Genomic DNA, 16,292 nt, shown 5'->3' with positions numbered 1-16,292 from the left:
ACGTTAACTAGGATTGTAAGGCCATTGCCATAGCAACGGACACACCTGTCCTTTAGGGACAAAAATCTACCCCTAATAGCAAAAATTGTTTTGCAAAGCTACTTAAAGTTCTGCTGCAAGCAGGGTCGCCTCCTAGCTAACATAACCAAGGTTGCACTTATCGAGATAACAAAATGGAAAGTAAGGAAACCCGATTCCCGCAAACAGACACTCCTAAAATAGAGGTCACCGTTCAAGAAACCGATTCCGCACCTTTGGCGAAACTCCCCCCCGCAGACGAGGCTTCGGCTCAGTGGCAGGAGTACTGGGATCAGTTTCTTTTATATCTGTCTAAACTCCCAGATTACCTGGGCGATTTTTTTGGCGAATACCAAAAACCTCTGATCACCCTTGGATTGATCGCGGGTGGCTTTGTTACTGTCAAGGTAACGCTGGCGGTGCTGGATGCCCTTGACGATGTACCCCTGCTATCGCCCTTCTTTGAACTTGTAGGTATTGGATACTCAGGTTGGTTTGTTTGGCGCTATTTACTTAAGGCGTCGAGTCGCCAGGAATTAGGTGAAGAGGTCAAAGTGCTGAAAAACCAAGTGTTCGGAGGTAACTCCCAGAAGATCTAACGGGTAATAAGGCAGGACTATCAGCGTCTTTAGAAGCTGGTGATGTTTAACCTTACAGGAACGTCCGGGACGCCTCGGACGTTTTTGTTTGTAGTGCTTGCCGTAGGTATAGAGCCTGTAGATACGCTCTTGGCTGGCCTAAACCGCGATTATGCGATATCTTTGCTGGTACAATGTTATAGAATAGCTCAAGGAGATATCGCAAAGTGCAACGGATGCCGTGCAAACACAGTCGCTTCCTTGCGGGGAATAGCTCAATAGTGTCCTAAGATATCTGATTATGGCTATAAAATTATTACGCCATCAGAAAATCAAGTAATCGAAAAGATCGCCCAAAAGTTCGCTCTCGATTTAAATGCCATCAAGGAAACGATGAAAGGCTAACGCTAATTTTTCTCAACAATCTCAAAGTAACTATTGCGTGATATAAATCACTCAAGAAGACAAATATTGTCACACATTCCTACCAATATGGATCACAAGCCTTTGTATACAGATTGGCCATATTGGGGAGGCTAGTGTATGTTCTAGGTAATGATTTAGGTGAGGAGGAGTTTATGAAGACCATCTTAACAATTAAGTGGCTAATGGAAACAATTGCTTTGCAATTTATAGCCCTTAGTCTGGCGTCGTTGCTGCTGATATGGTTTGCCAGATCTGGCTGGTAGAATAATTTTAGATTTTAGGGTGATTCTACGGATAGGTTTTTTTCTGGAATAAGACTTTGCGGGATCGAGCTTGCACCTTCAACGCCACAAATACTTGTTTCGGATGAGCTAGCGCAAAAACCAAAATCGGGATGACAGGCAAGAAGAAGACGCTATCCTTAGTAGGAACGTCCTTACTAAAACTCAAATGCTCAGAAAATTAGCAATAACCTTGTGTCTGTTGACAGGTACAACATGGACTGGCGGCTTTCTTCTCCCCGTATTTGCTGCCGATCCCGTTCCCTCCAGCGCTACCCAACAGCAGACTCCAGCAAATTCTGCCTTGATGTTGGAAGATCTGCCACCTGGCTTTCGGGAACTTCCCGCAGATGTAGCAGCTGAAGTTAGCACCAAATTTGAAGCGCTTAGAGAACAGCTAACTCAAGCGGGAATGAAGCCAAATAAATTCTTTGCTTATATCAATCCACAGAACTTCCAAATAGTCTTCGGTTTTACTGGGGAGCTGAGCGAACAGCCCGATCGAGCCAACTTTGATGCTACTCTCAAGCAAATCCAAGAACCAGAGTATCAGCAACAACTGATGAGCCAATATCGAGAAGCGCTAAAAGCATCTCAGGGAATTGAGATTCTGGAATACGGCAGTATGCCGGAGCTTAATAACGTTGCCGATACTTCTAGTGGCATGACTGTATCGGTTTCAATGCAAGGACAACCTTTACGTCTTGATGTAGCCGCTTTTCGTCGCAGCAATGTGGGCGCGTTCACAGGTATTATGTATCCCAAGGGTCGGGTGCCAACGGTACAGTTGGGCTATGTCGCTCGCAAGCTAGATAATCGCATTTTGCGGGCATCTTCTGGTGTAAATCCAACTGGGGCAACGAATCCTAGCGTAAATCCGGCTGGTGTAACCGCTCCCGACGTAAATTCGAGCGATACAACTAATCCTGGGGTAAATTCGACTGGTGCAGAAGATTCTGGTGTCGATCGTCCTGGTGCAGCTGAAGTCAAATAATCGAAAGCTATGTGCTTATAGCGTCGCCAAACGTGCGACGCTGTAAGCATAGGTACTTGACACTCCCCAGCCCTAAAGGGACGGGGATTCTTGCTTCAATGAGCAATCTTGCTTAAACGCTGCTGCCAGGTTTAAGTAGAGGATCGTCTCTCCACAAGCGTTAATTTCGGTATGCCCTACCGTATTTGAAACATAACCAAGCAATCTTAATGCCTTAATTAAAATATTAATTGCGGCATTTTCATCCCGATCTAAAACGACCCCACATTTACAAACGTGGGTGCGAATAGATAGGGATTTTTTCACAACTTCTCCACAACCAGAACAATTCTGGCTCGTGAAATGAGTCGGAACGGCTACAACAATCTTGCCAAACTTAAGTGCAAAATATTCTAGCCATTCCCTAAATTGTGACCAAGCGGCATCGCTAATTGACTTAGCTAAATGATGATTTTTTACCATGTTTCGCACCTTTAAGTCCTCCACCGCCACGATGTCATTAGACATCACTACGCATCTTGCTAATTTCACAGCAAAATCTTTACGCTGGCGTGATACTTTTAAATGCGTTCTACCTAAACGGTTAATAGCTTTCTTTCTATTATTTGAGCCTTTAACCTTTTTAGAAACTTGACGTTGTGCTTTCTTTAGTCTTTTTTCCGACTTTCTTAGAAATCGTGGGTTGTCAACCTTTTCGCCTTGGCTATCAGTATAGAAATGGTTCAATCCCACATCTATACCAATTGCTCTACCCGTAGGTTGTAAAGTCTGTTTAACTTCTACTTGGATACAGAATTGACAATAATAGCCATCGGCTTTTTTAACCAGTCTTACTCGTTGAATTTGTTCAACTTGGTAAAAGTGTAGGTCGTAAGTGCCGACGAGTTTAACACTACCAATCCCTTTTTTATCAGTAAAAGTTATCCTCTTCCTGTCCTCAGAAAGCTTCCATCCTGACTTTTTATATTCCACAGAACGTTGATTCTTCTTGAATCTAGGGAATCCTTTTTTAAGAGCAATCTTCTTTTTGCAGTTCTCAAAGAATCTATTAATCCCTGACCAACAACGTTCGGCAGAAGATTGTCTAGCCGTCGAATTAAGTTCATTCGCAAAGGGAAATTCTTTAGCTAATACCGCCGTATAAGCACTTAGGTCATATTTGTTTATGCCTTTATTATCCATCCAGAAACGCAAACATTTGTTTCTGATGAATTGCGATGTGCGGATCGCATCATCAACGGCTTGATATTGCTGTTCTTTTCCTTTGAGTTTGAACTCGTAGACTATCATGTTTCGACCTTTGTTGCCTATCCTTAATCTGACATGAACAGCGTAAAATTAATAGCTTTAGTAACAAAATGTAATATTTGACTGCGGTTAAAACCGCGAATCGCTTACATCCCCACGTCTAAAGCCGGGGGCTTTAGCTCGTTTTTCGGTAAAGAAGATCGATCGCAATTTGGTGTATCTTCTAACAAACAACGTATTTTTAAGGATTGTATGGCTTTTAATACCTCTGTGGGAGGATGAGATATTGACTGTAATACCTGCATCAAAGTAACCGCATCTTCTTGTTTTGCTAAATAATTCATCACCTGTTTTTCTAGGTTTAATAAGTTATCTAGATGAAAGTCCATTTTTATTCACGGGTAAAATGTAGCGATCGCTACATTTTACCTCATTATGCCGCAAGACCCCAATAAGAGATGAGAGCGAAAGATGCGATGCTTTTTCTTACAACAAACTGCGATCGCACCTTGTCTTTTCACCAAAAGAGCGATCTTAGATGCGTAATAGCTTAGTCTTCGGGCTCGATATCGGGTATTTTAGCTAATATCGATTCGTATTTTTTTCGACTTCCTCTGTTCGATCGCTCCAGAAGAGGGTCAGGAAAATCACAGTAAATTTTCTCTCATCACAATGAAGTAGCCATGCCCAGTGAATTCATCAACAGTATCCTTGAGTTGACGGCGGGCAAAAGCCACCACTTTATGGCTTTTGAGTAGCGATCGCTAAAGTTGCTCCCTCAACCCGACGCAATCGATCCATTACTTCCACCACTTGACCGTGATTGACAGCCTTATCAGCATTTAATACAACTAACAATTTTTGGTCTGGTTTTATCTGCTGACGTACTGCACCTTCAAGCGCGTCTATTTGAATTGGTTGGCGGTTGAAAGCTAACTGACCTCGCTCGTCGATCGTCACCGTAACTTGAGCTGGTGGTTGCGATTTTCCACTGGAAGCTGATGGCAAGTTAACAGAGAGTCCTTCTGACCTACTTAAAAACAAGGATGACATGATAAAGAAAGTCAGAATTGCAAACACCACGTCGATCATCGGTACGATGTTAATCTGAGGTGGGATATCGGGTTCATCGGGTAGACGCATAAGATTTTTCTCCTCTTTCGTAACGATGACGAAATAGCAGTTCTAACTGTCCGCCATACTCCTGAACGCGGGCGATTTGGCGGATGTAAAAACCCCGAAAGGTATTGGCAAACATGAGCGTAAAAATAGCTACTACCAAACCACTAGCTGTAGAAACAAGCGCTTCGCTAATCCCCGCTGAAACGCCAGCAGTTTTAGTACCGCCCACATCACCGAGATTGAGCGAGCTAAATGAGTTAATTAATCCCGTCACGGTGCCTAGCAGTCCAAATAGCGGTGCAATACTGATAATTGTCTCGAACACATTGTTAAACCGCTTCAGGACGGGTATTTCGGCTTGCGATTCTGTTTCTAAAGCAAGGCGAAATTCTTCTGGATTCGGTTCTTCAAGTAACAAAGCCGCCAAAAAAATCCGCGCGATCGGCAAATCGACATTTTGTTTTAGCTTATCTATCGCACCCACTACGTTATCGCGTCGGTAGATATTCAACACATCTTTTACCACGCGATTTTCGCGGCGATAGACTCTCACCCAAAAAACAATCCGCTCTATGATTAGCCCGATCGCTACCACCGAAAATATCAGCAGAGGCCACATTACTAGGCCGCCTTCTCGGAAAATTTTAACAATTTCCATTCTTACTTGTTTTCCTCTTCAACTCGTGATTTTTTTGACTCGCGCAATTTCTGAAACTTTTGTGGGACTGGCTGGAGAGCCTGCCTAATTTCTGAAACTGTTGTGGGCTGCACTAGCTTTGAAACTTGCCATCTTTCCAAGTGCCTTGCAATCTCGTTCCATCTGCATAAACATAAATTCCTTGACCGTGTTTGTCGCCGTTTTTAAATTCCCCTTCGTAGCTGTCGCCGTTGGCATATTTACAAATACCTCTGCCGTTCAAATTCCCGGCGGCAAATTGCCCTTCACAGCGATCGCCATTGGCAAAAGTATAAACTCCAGCACCGTTAAACTTCCCATCGCTGAACTGACCTTCGTAACGGTTACCATTGGCGAAAGTAAATATCCCTTGTCCTCTAAATTGCCCGTTGGCAAACTCTCCTTTATAACTACCTTCTTTGGCGATCGTAAATGTCCCTTGACCGTGGGGTTTACCATTTTCAAATCCACCTTCATAACGGTTCCCATTCGGGTATTCTCTTACCCCCGTACCGTTAAATTGCCCGTTACTGAACTCGCCTTTATAACTCCCACCACTGGCGAAGGTATAAACGCCTTTACCGTTAGGTTGGTTATTGCGTAATTCTCCTTCGTAGCGGTTGCCGTTGGTGTAAGTGCAATTACCTGTACCGTTGATTTGACCGTTTGTAACGTTACCAGAACACTTATCCCCATTCGCTAAGATGTAAGTTCCTTTGCCATTAGGCGAACCATCTTTAAATTGTCCTTCGTAGCGACCGCCACCAGCTATGATATAGATACCTGTCCCATTTGGCTGACCGTTACTAAATTCTCCTTCATAGCGATCGCCATCGGGGTATTCCCAAACACCTTTACCACTAATCTGATTATTCTTGAATTCGCCTGTGTACCGACTTTTATCGGCAAAGGCGTAAACCCCAGTGCCTTCTTTATTGCCGTTGACGAAATTACCTTCATAGCGATCGCCATTTGCGTAATTGCAAACGCCTTTGCCATTTATTTGTCCGTTCGTAATTTCCGCTTCGCAACGACCGCCATCGGCTAAGGTAATTACTGCTGCTTCTGTTAGCACTGGATGAGTTATCCAGTTAACCAAATTAATGCCAGAAGCAATTAATACCGAAATCCCAACTTGCTTGATGAAACGCTCCATAAACATAATCCAAAATCCAAAATCCAAAATCTAAAATTGTTACCTTTCTCGCTGTTGCTGGCGTTCTCGCTCTCGACGCTGACGTTCGTTTGCTTCCCGACGCTGACGCGCTTGACGCTCGAAATCGGAACCGCTGTTGGCAAAGTTAATCGCCAATTCTACGGGAGCTCGTCCGCCTTGTGGTGACGCAAACTTCATATTGGTAACAGCTTCCACTGCTATTCGATCGAGTTCGCTATTCCCACTAGATTGGATGAGTTGTGCTTCCGAAGTCCTACCATCTGTCTCTACGACAAACTGGATAACTGGCCGACCTTCCACATCCAGGTCTGCTAGACTAGCGGGAAATTGGGGATTGCATCCGCTGATACAGCGAATTCCCCCTGACCCGCCGCGACTCCTTCTGGAACCTGGTGTTGGGATTCGATTTGCTACTACTCCCGTTGAGGTGCCCAGACCTGCCGGTGATGTGTCAGAATTAGTCCCGGAGCCGATCGCAGAACTGTTAGAACTGGCGAAATTTTCTCTAAATCCGCGATTTCCAGTCCCCGAACCTTGCAGCGGTTGACTATTTACTGTCGGTCTTGGCGGTGCTTCTCGATTCACTGTTACTCCTGCGGAACCTCCCAGATTCGATGCTAGAGGATCGTCCGTTGGCGTTGAGTCGATCCCAGAACTGTTAGAAGAGCCGAAATTTTCTCTAAATCCGCGATTTCCAGTCCCCGATCCTTGTATAGGTTGACTATTTACTGCCGGTCTTGGCGGTGCTTCCCGATTTACTGCTACTCCCGAAGATCCTCCCAGATTCGATGCTAGAGGATCGTCCGTTGGCGTTGAGTCGATCCCAGAACTGTTAGAAGAGCCGAAATTTTCTCTAAATCCGCGATTTCCAGTCACAGAACCTTGTAACGGTTGACTATTTACTGTCGGTCTTGGTGGTGCTTCTCGATTTACTGCTACTCCTGCGGATACTTCGGGATTGAATGGTGTAACCTCGTCGGTTGGATTTGACGCCACTGGGGAATTATTGGAACTTAAATTATCTCTAAATCCGCGATTTCCTGTTCCCGAACCTTGTATAGGTTGACTATTTACTGTCGGTCTTGGCGGTGCTTCCCGATTTACTGCTACTCCTCCAGATACTCCGGGTGCTGATTGTATGGGATCGTCGGTTAGATTTGAGGCTACTGGGGAATTATTGGCACTGAAATTATCTCGAAATGCCCGATTTCCAGTATTAGAGGCTTGCAGGGGTTGATTGTTAGCAGTCGATCGAGTGGGAGGCGGCGGTTGGTTGTTGGTGACAGTTCCTGGTGTTTCAGGATTAGTTTCGGAGGGATCTGACTCAATTGTTTTGGCTGGAGTCGATTCGGGGATGTTGTTTCGGAATGACCTAGAACTTTGCGATCGCGTTTGCAAGGGTTGAGAAATCGCTGTGGGTTGTTGCGGTGGTAGAGTGTTGGCTGCTACCGATTTTGGTTGTGTGGGAGTTTCTTCTGGCGTAGGTTGAGTGGGAGTAGGCTCGGTAATCTGTGGTTTGAATTCTCTGGTCACCTTTGGTGGCGGGAGAGGAGCGGGACTGGTTCGAGGTTCTTCCACAGGAGTAGTTATTACCTTTTTTGGCTCGGTAGGGATCGGGACGACTTCCGGCTGAGGTGCTGGAGGCTCCGGTGGGGGTGCTATAGGTTTCACTACCTCTGGTGGTTTTTCCACCGATTGTTGGGGGATCGCTGGCGGTGGGGGAGTTACTAGATCCGGTTTTGGCGGTTTAATTGCCTCTGGAGTCGCAACCGGAGTTGGCTTAGCCAAAGGCTCTGGGCTGGGTGGTTTTGGCGGAATTTTTTCTTCAGGCTGCTTTATTTCCGCTTTCGGAGGATCGACCACTATAAATTCAATTGGTTCACTTGCTAAGGACGAGCCTTTAGGCCAAACCAGATCGAGTCCGAAGGCCAGCACCAAATGGAATGCCGCCGAACCCACAATACTACAAGCGAGAAAGGTCTTCAGCGCTTCTTGTTCCTTTTCTCGTTGCTCAATACAAACGCTAGAAATGCTCATCCTTACTTCCCTGACATCGGAAGACTATGGACAGGGACGGTTTTAACGTCCTCTAGGCCATTCTCTGTTAATGCTAAATAATAGCACTAAAACTATTGCTATTATTTAGCATTAACACTAGAACGATAAAATGGAGTTGTTGCCAATGTCAAGCAGAAACTGACGAATAAGGTGCGATCGAATCAAGACCTAAGCTCTCTGCCTTAAGGTTGCTAAAAATATTATTGAATACTTATATAGCTAAATAGTAATATAAGTATATTTAGTGATTAATAAATATTATCAATAACTGGATGAGATTTTTTCAAGTCCTTTTCATCCACCAAGCCTGAAAAGCCCTCTTTAAAGAAGCTTCCTGAAGAGACAGAAAATATAAGCAATTGCGATCAATAGCAGAATTACTTGCTAAATATTGTCATTAGGTTTTATAGTCTTTTACAGAGGAGTTCTAGCCATGAAATTTCGCAACTTCGTATTAAGGCTACATGGTTCGATCGGCATTGTGATGGGACTGTTGCTGACGGTCATTAGCCTGACAGGTGGCAGTATTGTGTTTTATCAGGAATTGGATCGTGCCTTGAATCGATCGCTTTATCACGTCACACCTCAAACACAACAGGTGTCACTGGATACAATGGTTGCTTTGGTTCAAACTGCCCGTCCCGATCTACCCCTGGGGTTTATCGAAATTCCTAAAAAACCCGATGAAAGCTACGTTATCAACCAGAAGATAGCCAACAAACATCGATTGCAAACCTTTGTGAATCCCTATACAGGAGATCTTTTAGGTTCCCGAATTTGGGAGTATTCCCTAGTCGGATTTCTTTACACTTTGCACCATGATTTGTTTGTAGGCAAAGTCGGGGAAATCATCGTCGGTGTTACAGGAGTTCTGTTGTTGTTGATGGCACTCAGTGGAATGCTGTTGTGGACAGGCTGGCGAAAGCTGATGAGCGGTTTGATAATTCGCTGGCAAGCTCCTCTGCCTCTGATCGGCTATGACATTCATAAAGTAGGCGGGATTCTATCGAGCCTGTTTTTGTCAATCACTGCGTTTACGGGGGTTGTGATGGTCATTGTCCACCTTTTGCCAATGTTCAACCATCCGCCGGACATGAAACCAATACCTCAAAAGCCACCCGTTGCTCTAAGCAAACTGATCCAAAAAGCCGATGTCGCCATCCCAGAAGGCAAAACGACCTCGATCGAATTTCCCGAACACGATAATCAAAAACTGATTATAACAAAGAAATTGCCGAATCAAGAAACAGGTCGGTTCGATCTTAGTTTTGTTGAGTTGGATCGGTACAGCAGTGAGGTCGTAGAAGTCAACAAAGTCATCAAGGCAGATCCGTTCTTTGCGTTTTTGGTGGCGATCGCAAATCTCCACTTCGGTACTTTTGGTGGACTGCCCACCCGCATTCTATATGTATTTGTTGGCTTCATGCCCACCCTCTTACTGATCACAGGCTTAATCAACTGGAAGCGGAGACGATTGCTTACACTAAGACCGCAGAGAGGCAGAGGGGCAGAGGGGCAGAGGGGATCTTGAACAAAGGTCTTTGCACATTTTCTACGATACTGTGACTACCTAAACGGAAGTGATATAAAACACCAATTCCGTCATCCCAGAAACCCGGTTTCTTTGGGTTAGAGCAACGAAATATAGACCTTGACAACCAAAGAAACCCGGTTTCTCATCCCGATCGCGAATACTGAATTGGCGAAGACGGAAATCAAGAAGCAGCCTCATCAAAAAATCAAAATCGGATTGAAACTGAGCCAATTACCGTCAAAGGTTCGCCCGGTGAGATTCCTGCTACTCTGGTATTCGGTATCCCATCGATATAATCGACATTAAACAGGTTTTTAACGTTGAACGCGACTTGCCAATTGTCTCGGCGGTAAAAGATACCAGCATTAGTGACGAAGTGGCTGGGCAAATCGAAAGTATTTTCTAGATCTCCCACTCTTGACTGAGCGTAATTGAATCCAAATCCAAAACCCAACCCTTGCAAGTCACCTTTTTGGATTGTATAGGTTGTCCACAAACTAGCGCTGTTTCTGGGAATACCTGCTAATTGATTGCCAACTGGTATGGTGTTGTCTTGACTGACTTCAGCATCTATGTAGGCGTAGGAGGCAATAATATTCCAACCTGGTAGAATTTCTCCTACTACATCCAGTTCAACGCCTCGGCTTTTTTGCTCGCCAGTTGCTACAGAAGAGAAAGGATCGTTGGGGTCTGCCGTGGCCACATTTTGTTTGGTAATGTCGAAATAGCTTAAAGTAGTGGAAAGCCTGCCTCTAACTAATTCAGCTTTGACACCCACTTCATATCCCTGACTGCTTTCTGGTTCGATGAAATCGCCATTTGTTGTAGTTGCGCTGTTGGGAGTAAACGCTCGCGAATAGCTGGCGTAGAGAGAAACTTCTTTAATCGGTTGATAAACTATTCCCACGCGAGGACTAAAAGCATCGTTATTTTGACTTGTTTCGGAACCCTCCTCGCTGAACGCATTGGGAAAATCTGTGAGGTTTTGGTCTACAACGTCGTAGCGCAAACCCACCAAAACTTTTAAATTGTCCAGCAGTGCAACTTGATCTTGCACGTAAATGCCCAGCCTATTTGTTTCGGTGATGCGATCTTGAAAGGGCGTTTCATTTTTAAGATCGATTCTGGTGAATGCTTCGTAAACGGGATTGAATATATCGAGGTCTTGTCCGGTGAAATCAACCGCTGATTTCACGCCGAGTTCGCTGCGATTCAGGTCTACTCCAAACAAGAGTGTATGTCCGATCGAACCCGTAGCAAACTCACCGACTACATTGGTTTGCAGCGAATAGTTTTCAGTCGGTATTTCTTGTCTAGCTAAGTTACGAGTAATAATGCCAGTTTGCTCGTTAAAACTATCAGCTGAGAAAATCAGCGCCAGCTCTGTTTCCAGATCGGTTCGGATGTAGCGAAAGGCATTACGCAATTTCCAATTATCACTAAAGCGATGCTCTACGTTATACCCAATGTTTAGATATTCCTGTCTGACAAAATCATTGGGTTCATTCGTAATGCGATCGTAAGGGATATCGATCACTCGATTGCCAAAGGCGATCAAACCGTTATCCGCAGGCTGTTCGCTGTGAGCATATTCTAATCGTAGGCTTACATCAGTGCGATCGCTCACCTTCCAACTTACCACTGGTGCAATAAAAAACTTCTCAATGTCCGTATTGAAGTCCCGAAAGCTCTCACCTCTTTGGTACACCGTATTTAGTCGATAAAGCAAGCTGCGATCGGCATTTAATGGCCCAGAAATATCCAGACTGGGGCGGATAAATCCACGATTTCCCACCTGAAATTGGCCTTCATACAAAGGTGTCGGCAAAGGTTGCTTACTCACCAGGTTAATCACGCCCCCCGGTTGCACCTCCCCGTATAAAATTGAAGCGGGGCCTTTGAGAACTTCGACGCGCTCTAGATTTGCCGTTTCTGTAAAGCCTTCTGGAATCCCTAAGAAGTTCTCACCCAAACCATATACTCTAAAGCCATCTCGCAGTATAGGAACTTCATCGAAACCGCGCAAGCTAAACTCAACACCTCTACCTTCCGAATTACCGCCGAAGGTTACGCCACTGACGTTCCGTACCGCCTCATCAACTCGAACCACCTGTTGATCTCTGATTACCTGGGGAGGGACTACCTGAACTGACTGGGGAACATCGCGCAACGGCGTATCTATTCGTGTCCCAGTGGTTGCATTTGGTGTCACGTAAGTTCTTTGCTGTTCGCGAATTACCAAAATTTCGATCGCCTCCCTATCTTCAGGCTTTCGCTCTGGTGGAGTCTCTGCGGTAACTGCGGGTGCCGTTAAGCTGAGCGCTAATCCTTGAGGGGTACTCGTGACATTGCCTGTGGGGACTGCTCTCGTACCAGTCACCGTTACCCGGATAATATCGCCCTCCCGTTGAGTCACGGTAACGCTAGCAATTCCTTCCACGGGGTTATTTTGACTGAACTCTTCACCATTATCCAAACGCAGTTGAGCATTCTGGATGTCAGCGAAAAAAGTTTTGCCATCGCTGCTTGTAGAGACTTGGGGTGCAGCGCCCGTATCGGTCTGTAAAATTAACTGTAGTCCGCTAGGGGTGGATTCGACTCGGACATTCGTGACTTGTACGACTTGAGCTACAGCAGGAGCGGCAATCTGCACGGAAACTGCACTTGCGAGCAACACGCTGGGGAATAACTGTTGTAGTTTCAATTCAGGTTCCTTTAAATTAACAAGGGTAGGGAAGGAGAACGCGATCGCGTCCTTAGAGTTGAGGAGTTATTGCCAAATAATATCATTAAATCGGGCTGTGGCAATATAGACTCGTGCAAATTTTGCATTAATAAGCTGCTTGCGGATATGGACTTAAGATAAGCTGGATCTAGATCCCCGACTTCTTCAAGAAGTCGGGGATCTGGCCAGCAAATTTTGCTTAACTTAGTGTCATTCGGCTATATAGCCGACATTTCGCAGTTTGGATACACCACCTTACCTTGCTTTCAGTTGAAGCCTAAGTTGATTAAATTCCATCCAAGTAAAGAAAGCGACAATTATGGAAACTAAAATATCCACAGCAGTTAAGCTATAATAAATACCATTTATTCCTATGAATAGTGGCAATATTAACACTACTGGGATAAAGAAAAATACTTGTCTTGCCACAACTATGATTCCCGCAATTTTACCGTTGCCTATGGACTGAAACAAGGTAATGCTAGAGAATACGAATGACAACACGGGTAGTAATATTGTGACGATCCGAAAGTTTAGTAAATCGTTGGCGTTGAAAGCCACTTTCGGTAGCAACAAGCCAAGAAAACTTGCCGGGAATAATTGTAGTGGCAACCAGATTATGCTTAACAGAATAGTACCGCCAATGCCAAAAATTAAGTAGGCTTTCTTCATTCTGTCATGATTTCCTGCTCCATAATTTATACCGATTACTGGCTGTAAAGCAAATACGAAACCATAGACAGGAGTTACTGCTAAAGAATACAGGTTCAATGTTGCTCCAGCGAAGGCGATATCAGTATCGCTTCCATAGTAGGCGATCGACTTAAAAATTACGATTTGCTGAACGATAGCCATTAATTCCATGAGTAGCACCGATACACCCACCGATAAAATTGGTGATACTAAATCGGTTGCCAAAGTTAACTTTTTTAGGCTAACCGGAGTAGCACTTTTCCCCGAAAGAAAATAGGTAAAATTTACGATCGCATAAACGAGTGAAGAAACAACTGTTGCCAAAGCTATTCCTCGAATACCCCAGTCAAAAACAGCAACAAATATCGGATTTAAAATGGTATTAGTCAAAACGTAAATAGCAGAGAATCCAGCGGCTAAACCGATTTTACCTTCAGATTTGATTAACTGGCTAGAACCTATCGCTAGGACAAGAAATACCGCTCCCAACATATAAGTCTTAAAATATTCCGATCCTAATAAGGCAACTTCACCTTCTCCTCCCATGAAAGAGATTAATCGATCGCCAAAAACGTAACCTAAAATGGTAATAAAAAAAGAGATAATCAAACTTATCACTGTAAAAGTGCCAAATATCTTAGACTGAGTTTTGATATCTCCCGCACCAATAGCGCGACTGAGAACCGAAGCAGAACCTACGCCAACTAACAAGGCACATCCAATTACAATCGTCGTCAACGGTAGTGCGAGGGATATAGCTGCTAAAGCACTTTCACCAATTAGTCTTCCTGCAAATAAAGCATCGACAAAAGTGTTCAAGCCAATTAGTAACATTCCCATAATACCGGGAATGGATAATTTCAACATTAGTTGAATCAGATTGCCTTGCAGGATTTTATCTGTAATTTTGGTTTGTTTTTGTGAAGTCATTTGATTTTGGATTTTAGATTTTGGCTAATGTAATTGACCTCATATCGTGTCGATTGCATCGGTAGTGTAAGAGTGATACGGGAAATTCTCTGCTGTCATTTGGGGTTAAATTTTTACCACAGATGAAGACAGATGAACACAGATAAACACAGATAAGAGAGCGATTTGTTTAGGCAACCGATGCAACCGAATATTATATGAATCCAAGTGGCGACCAAACCAATAATTTCAATTTTGGTTAAACTGAGGTGGAAACTGGTTGCTGCTCTAGCTCTTGCTGCTGGCGCTGATTTTTTATCGCCATTTTCACGCCACTAGCAGGGTAACAGAGGAGTCCTTCAAACTTAGGTCGTTCTGGTTGTCGATTGGCTAGTTCTAATTGATAGCGTGAAAGCATAGTTGCCAATATTAGTTTCATTTCAAATAAGGCTAAAGCTGCTCCAAGACAGCTACGCGCACCACCGCCAAAGGGCAGAAATTCATAGGCGGAGAATTGTCTTTCTAAAAAACGTTCTGGCTTAAATTTCTGCGGTTGTGGGTATAAGTCTTCACGCTGATGAGTTGAACAAATATTAACTCTTAGCAGCGTACCTGGTTCTAATTGGTAACCCATTAATTCAATTGGTGATTCTACGATTCGTGGGAAGGTGAATAATTGAGTTGGGTAAATTCGCAAGGTTTCGTTACAGACAGCGCTGAGGTAGGGTAGTCCGACGATACTCATGGGATCTGGAGACTTGCCAATATTATCGAGTTCTGCTAATAGTCGATCGCGCACTGTCGGTAAACTGTGAATCCAGTATAACGCCCAAGCGATCGCAATTGCGGAAGCATCTTGAGCAGCCAATAAAGGCGAGATAATTAAATCGCGCAACTCCTCATTGTCGATCGCTTCTCCCGTTTCATCTTTAGCTGACATGAGATCTGATAAAATATCGGCACTAGATATCTCTGCCTGCTGGCGGCGTTCTTTGATTTCCGTTTCCAATAGCTGGTAAAGTTCGTGGCGGAAATGAAGAAGTCGTCCCCAAGGACTCCACTTTCCTAAATCTCGTTGCAGGAAAGGAAAAATATTGGAGATCTGAATTGAGTTGCTCCGCATCAACTTTAGCATTGCGGGAAGCAATTGCCTGAGTCGATCGTATCGTTCTCCCTCACGTAAACCCAACACAACTTGAATGCTTATTTGTAAAGTAATATCTTCTATGGATGGGTAAGCTACAAAAACTTTGCCAGTTGGATGTTGACCGATAATTTTATCGGTCAAATCGCAGATTCGCTGTCCGTAAGAACGCAATCTCGCACCGTGAAAGGCAGGCATTATTAGTCTGCGTCGATGTTTGTGGCGCAATCCGTCGAGTTGAAGTATTCCTCGATCGCCTGTAATTAAGGCCATATCTCGGTTTAACTCTCCGGCTGCTGTAATCTCTTTGGTATTGGAAAAAATCTGCTCGATTCCTTGGGGATTGCTGACAAATAATACGGGCGTATCCCCAAATGTGATGGTGAAAATGTCACCGTAGCGTTTGCCAACAGAATCCATGTAGCCAATGGGATTTGTAGCGATTTTAAGGTATTGCAACCAAATAGGAGCTTTGGGGCCTGAAGGTAGGTTCATTTTTATTTGACTATATTTGTCGTAATTGGAGTTATTTATGCTTCTTTTCTTTTCTTCGTCCGGGAGCGGTTCAAAAAAGGTCGGGGAAAGACTAAGAGGGTGTGGTCAAAACCCGTTGGTGATGTAGGGGACAAGGAGGACAAGGGGGACAAGGGGGACAAGGGGGACAAGGAGGACAAGGGGGACAAGGCCCAGAAGAAAAGCTTTTCGTTTC

The 16,292-nt window shown here is 44.4% G+C and carries 14 protein-coding genes; 5 read left to right on the top strand and 9 right to left on the bottom strand.

Annotation, left to right across the window (positions count from 1 at the left end):
• Positions 1 to 173 precede the first annotated feature (173 nt).
• From LAY57_RS17770 to LAY57_RS36780, 3 genes are all read left to right on the top strand, one after another.
• Positions 174 to 617, top strand: a complete 444-nt coding sequence (locus LAY57_RS17770) for a CAAD domain-containing protein (RefSeq protein WP_249068137.1) — start codon at positions 174 to 176, stop codon at positions 615 to 617.
• Positions 618 to 659: 42 nt separating this feature from the next.
• Complete coding sequence (locus LAY57_RS17765; RefSeq protein ID WP_249068136.1) at positions 660 to 878, top strand: hypothetical protein; 219 nt, start codon at positions 660 to 662, stop codon at positions 876 to 878.
• A gap of 594 nt (positions 879 to 1,472) precedes the next feature.
• Positions 1,473 to 2,297 (top strand): hypothetical protein, encoded by an 825-nt coding sequence (locus LAY57_RS36780; protein WP_249068135.1) that lies wholly within the window; start codon positions 1,473 to 1,475, stop codon positions 2,295 to 2,297.
• 72 nt (positions 2,298 to 2,369) lie between these two features.
• Here the strand turns inward: LAY57_RS36780 and LAY57_RS17755 are convergent, their stop codons facing one another.
• From LAY57_RS17755 to LAY57_RS17730, 6 genes are all read right to left on the bottom strand, one after another.
• Positions 2,370 to 3,587, bottom strand: coding sequence for an RNA-guided endonuclease InsQ/TnpB family protein (locus LAY57_RS17755; RefSeq protein WP_249068134.1), 1,218 nt, complete (start codon positions 3,585 to 3,587; stop codon positions 2,370 to 2,372).
• 104 nt (positions 3,588 to 3,691) lie between these two features.
• On the bottom strand, positions 3,692 to 3,934 hold the full coding sequence (locus LAY57_RS17750) for a hypothetical protein (protein ID WP_249068133.1): 243 nt from the start codon (positions 3,932 to 3,934) through the stop codon (positions 3,692 to 3,694).
• Positions 3,935 to 4,286: 352 nt separating this feature from the next.
• A complete protein-coding gene (locus LAY57_RS17745) occupies positions 4,287 to 4,688 on the bottom strand; it encodes an ExbD/TolR family protein (RefSeq protein WP_249068132.1) in 402 nt (133 codons plus the stop codon).
• Positions 4,672 to 5,325 (bottom strand): MotA/TolQ/ExbB proton channel family protein, encoded by a 654-nt coding sequence (locus LAY57_RS17740; protein WP_249068131.1) that lies wholly within the window; start codon positions 5,323 to 5,325, stop codon positions 4,672 to 4,674. The genes LAY57_RS17745 and LAY57_RS17740 overlap by 17 nt, the downstream gene beginning before the upstream one ends.
• A gap of 112 nt (positions 5,326 to 5,437) precedes the next feature.
• Positions 5,438 to 6,499: an MORN repeat-containing protein gene (locus LAY57_RS17735; protein ID WP_249068130.1), complete on the bottom strand. Its 1,062-nt coding sequence runs from the start codon at positions 6,497 to 6,499 to the stop codon at positions 5,438 to 5,440.
• Positions 6,500 to 6,538: 39 nt separating this feature from the next.
• Positions 6,539 to 8,557, bottom strand: a complete 2,019-nt coding sequence (locus LAY57_RS17730) for an energy transducer TonB (protein WP_249068129.1) — start codon at positions 8,555 to 8,557, stop codon at positions 6,539 to 6,541.
• Between the two features lie 454 nt (positions 8,558 to 9,011).
• On the opposite strand from LAY57_RS17730, the gene LAY57_RS17725 reads away from it, so the two are divergent.
• Complete coding sequence (locus tag LAY57_RS17725) at positions 9,012 to 10,109, top strand: PepSY-associated TM helix domain-containing protein (RefSeq protein WP_249068128.1); 1,098 nt, start codon at positions 9,012 to 9,014, stop codon at positions 10,107 to 10,109.
• A gap of 208 nt (positions 10,110 to 10,317) precedes the next feature.
• Here the strand turns inward: LAY57_RS17725 and LAY57_RS17720 are convergent, their stop codons facing one another.
• The 3 genes from LAY57_RS17720 to LAY57_RS17710 form a co-directional block, all read right to left on the bottom strand.
• Positions 10,318 to 12,816 (bottom strand): TonB-dependent siderophore receptor, encoded by a 2,499-nt coding sequence (locus LAY57_RS17720; RefSeq protein WP_249068127.1) that lies wholly within the window; start codon positions 12,814 to 12,816, stop codon positions 10,318 to 10,320.
• A 276-nt stretch (positions 12,817 to 13,092) separates the two neighbouring features.
• Positions 13,093 to 14,460: an MATE family efflux transporter gene (locus LAY57_RS17715; protein ID WP_249068126.1), complete on the bottom strand. Its 1,368-nt coding sequence runs from the start codon at positions 14,458 to 14,460 to the stop codon at positions 13,093 to 13,095.
• A 238-nt stretch (positions 14,461 to 14,698) separates the two neighbouring features.
• Positions 14,699 to 16,078 carry a cytochrome P450 gene (locus LAY57_RS17710; protein ID WP_249068125.1) on the bottom strand — a complete coding sequence of 460 codons (1,380 nt, stop codon included), beginning with the start codon at positions 16,076 to 16,078 and terminating at the stop codon, positions 14,699 to 14,701.
• A gap of 6 nt (positions 16,079 to 16,084) precedes the next feature.
• Here LAY57_RS17710 and LAY57_RS17705 point away from each other — a divergent pair.
• Positions 16,085 to 16,292: hypothetical protein (locus tag LAY57_RS17705; RefSeq protein WP_249068124.1), on the top strand; the 208-nt coding region annotated here is incomplete at its 3' end.

Source organism: Argonema antarcticum A004/B2 (genome assembly GCF_023333585.1).
Classification (GTDB): domain Bacteria; phylum Cyanobacteriota; class Cyanobacteriia; order Cyanobacteriales; family Aerosakkonemataceae; genus Argonema; species Argonema antarcticum.
Note: the sequence above shows the minus strand (reverse complement) of the source record. Positions and strands in the feature narration are given on the sequence as shown.

Bases quoted from the DNA above. Each gene is read 5' to 3' on its own strand.
- LAY57_RS17750 (WP_249068133.1), bottom strand. From the start codon at position 3,934: ATGGACTTTCATCTAGATAACTTATTAAACCTAGAAAAACAGGTGATG.
- LAY57_RS17715 (WP_249068126.1), bottom strand. From the start codon at position 14,460: ATGACTTCACAAAAACAAACCAAAATTACAGATAAAATCCTGCAAGGC.
- LAY57_RS17735 (WP_249068130.1), bottom strand. From the start codon at position 6,499: ATGGAGCGTTTCATCAAGCAAGTTGGGATTTCGGTATTAATTGCTTCT.
- LAY57_RS17755 (WP_249068134.1), bottom strand. From the start codon at position 3,587: ATGATAGTCTACGAGTTCAAACTCAAAGGAAAAGAACAGCAATATCAA.
- LAY57_RS17740 (WP_249068131.1), bottom strand. From the start codon at position 5,325: ATGGAAATTGTTAAAATTTTCCGAGAAGGCGGCCTAGTAATGTGGCCT.
- LAY57_RS17765 (WP_249068136.1), top strand. From the start codon at position 660: ATGTTTAACCTTACAGGAACGTCCGGGACGCCTCGGACGTTTTTGTTT.
- LAY57_RS17770 (WP_249068137.1), top strand. From the start codon at position 174: ATGGAAAGTAAGGAAACCCGATTCCCGCAAACAGACACTCCTAAAATA.
- LAY57_RS17710 (WP_249068125.1), bottom strand. From the start codon at position 16,078: ATGAACCTACCTTCAGGCCCCAAAGCTCCTATTTGGTTGCAATACCTT.
- LAY57_RS17730 (WP_249068129.1), bottom strand. From the start codon at position 8,557: ATGAGCATTTCTAGCGTTTGTATTGAGCAACGAGAAAAGGAACAAGAA.
- LAY57_RS17745 (WP_249068132.1), bottom strand. From the start codon at position 4,688: ATGCGTCTACCCGATGAACCCGATATCCCACCTCAGATTAACATCGTA.
- LAY57_RS36780 (WP_249068135.1), top strand. From the start codon at position 1,473: ATGCTCAGAAAATTAGCAATAACCTTGTGTCTGTTGACAGGTACAACA.
- LAY57_RS17725 (WP_249068128.1), top strand. From the start codon at position 9,012: ATGAAATTTCGCAACTTCGTATTAAGGCTACATGGTTCGATCGGCATT.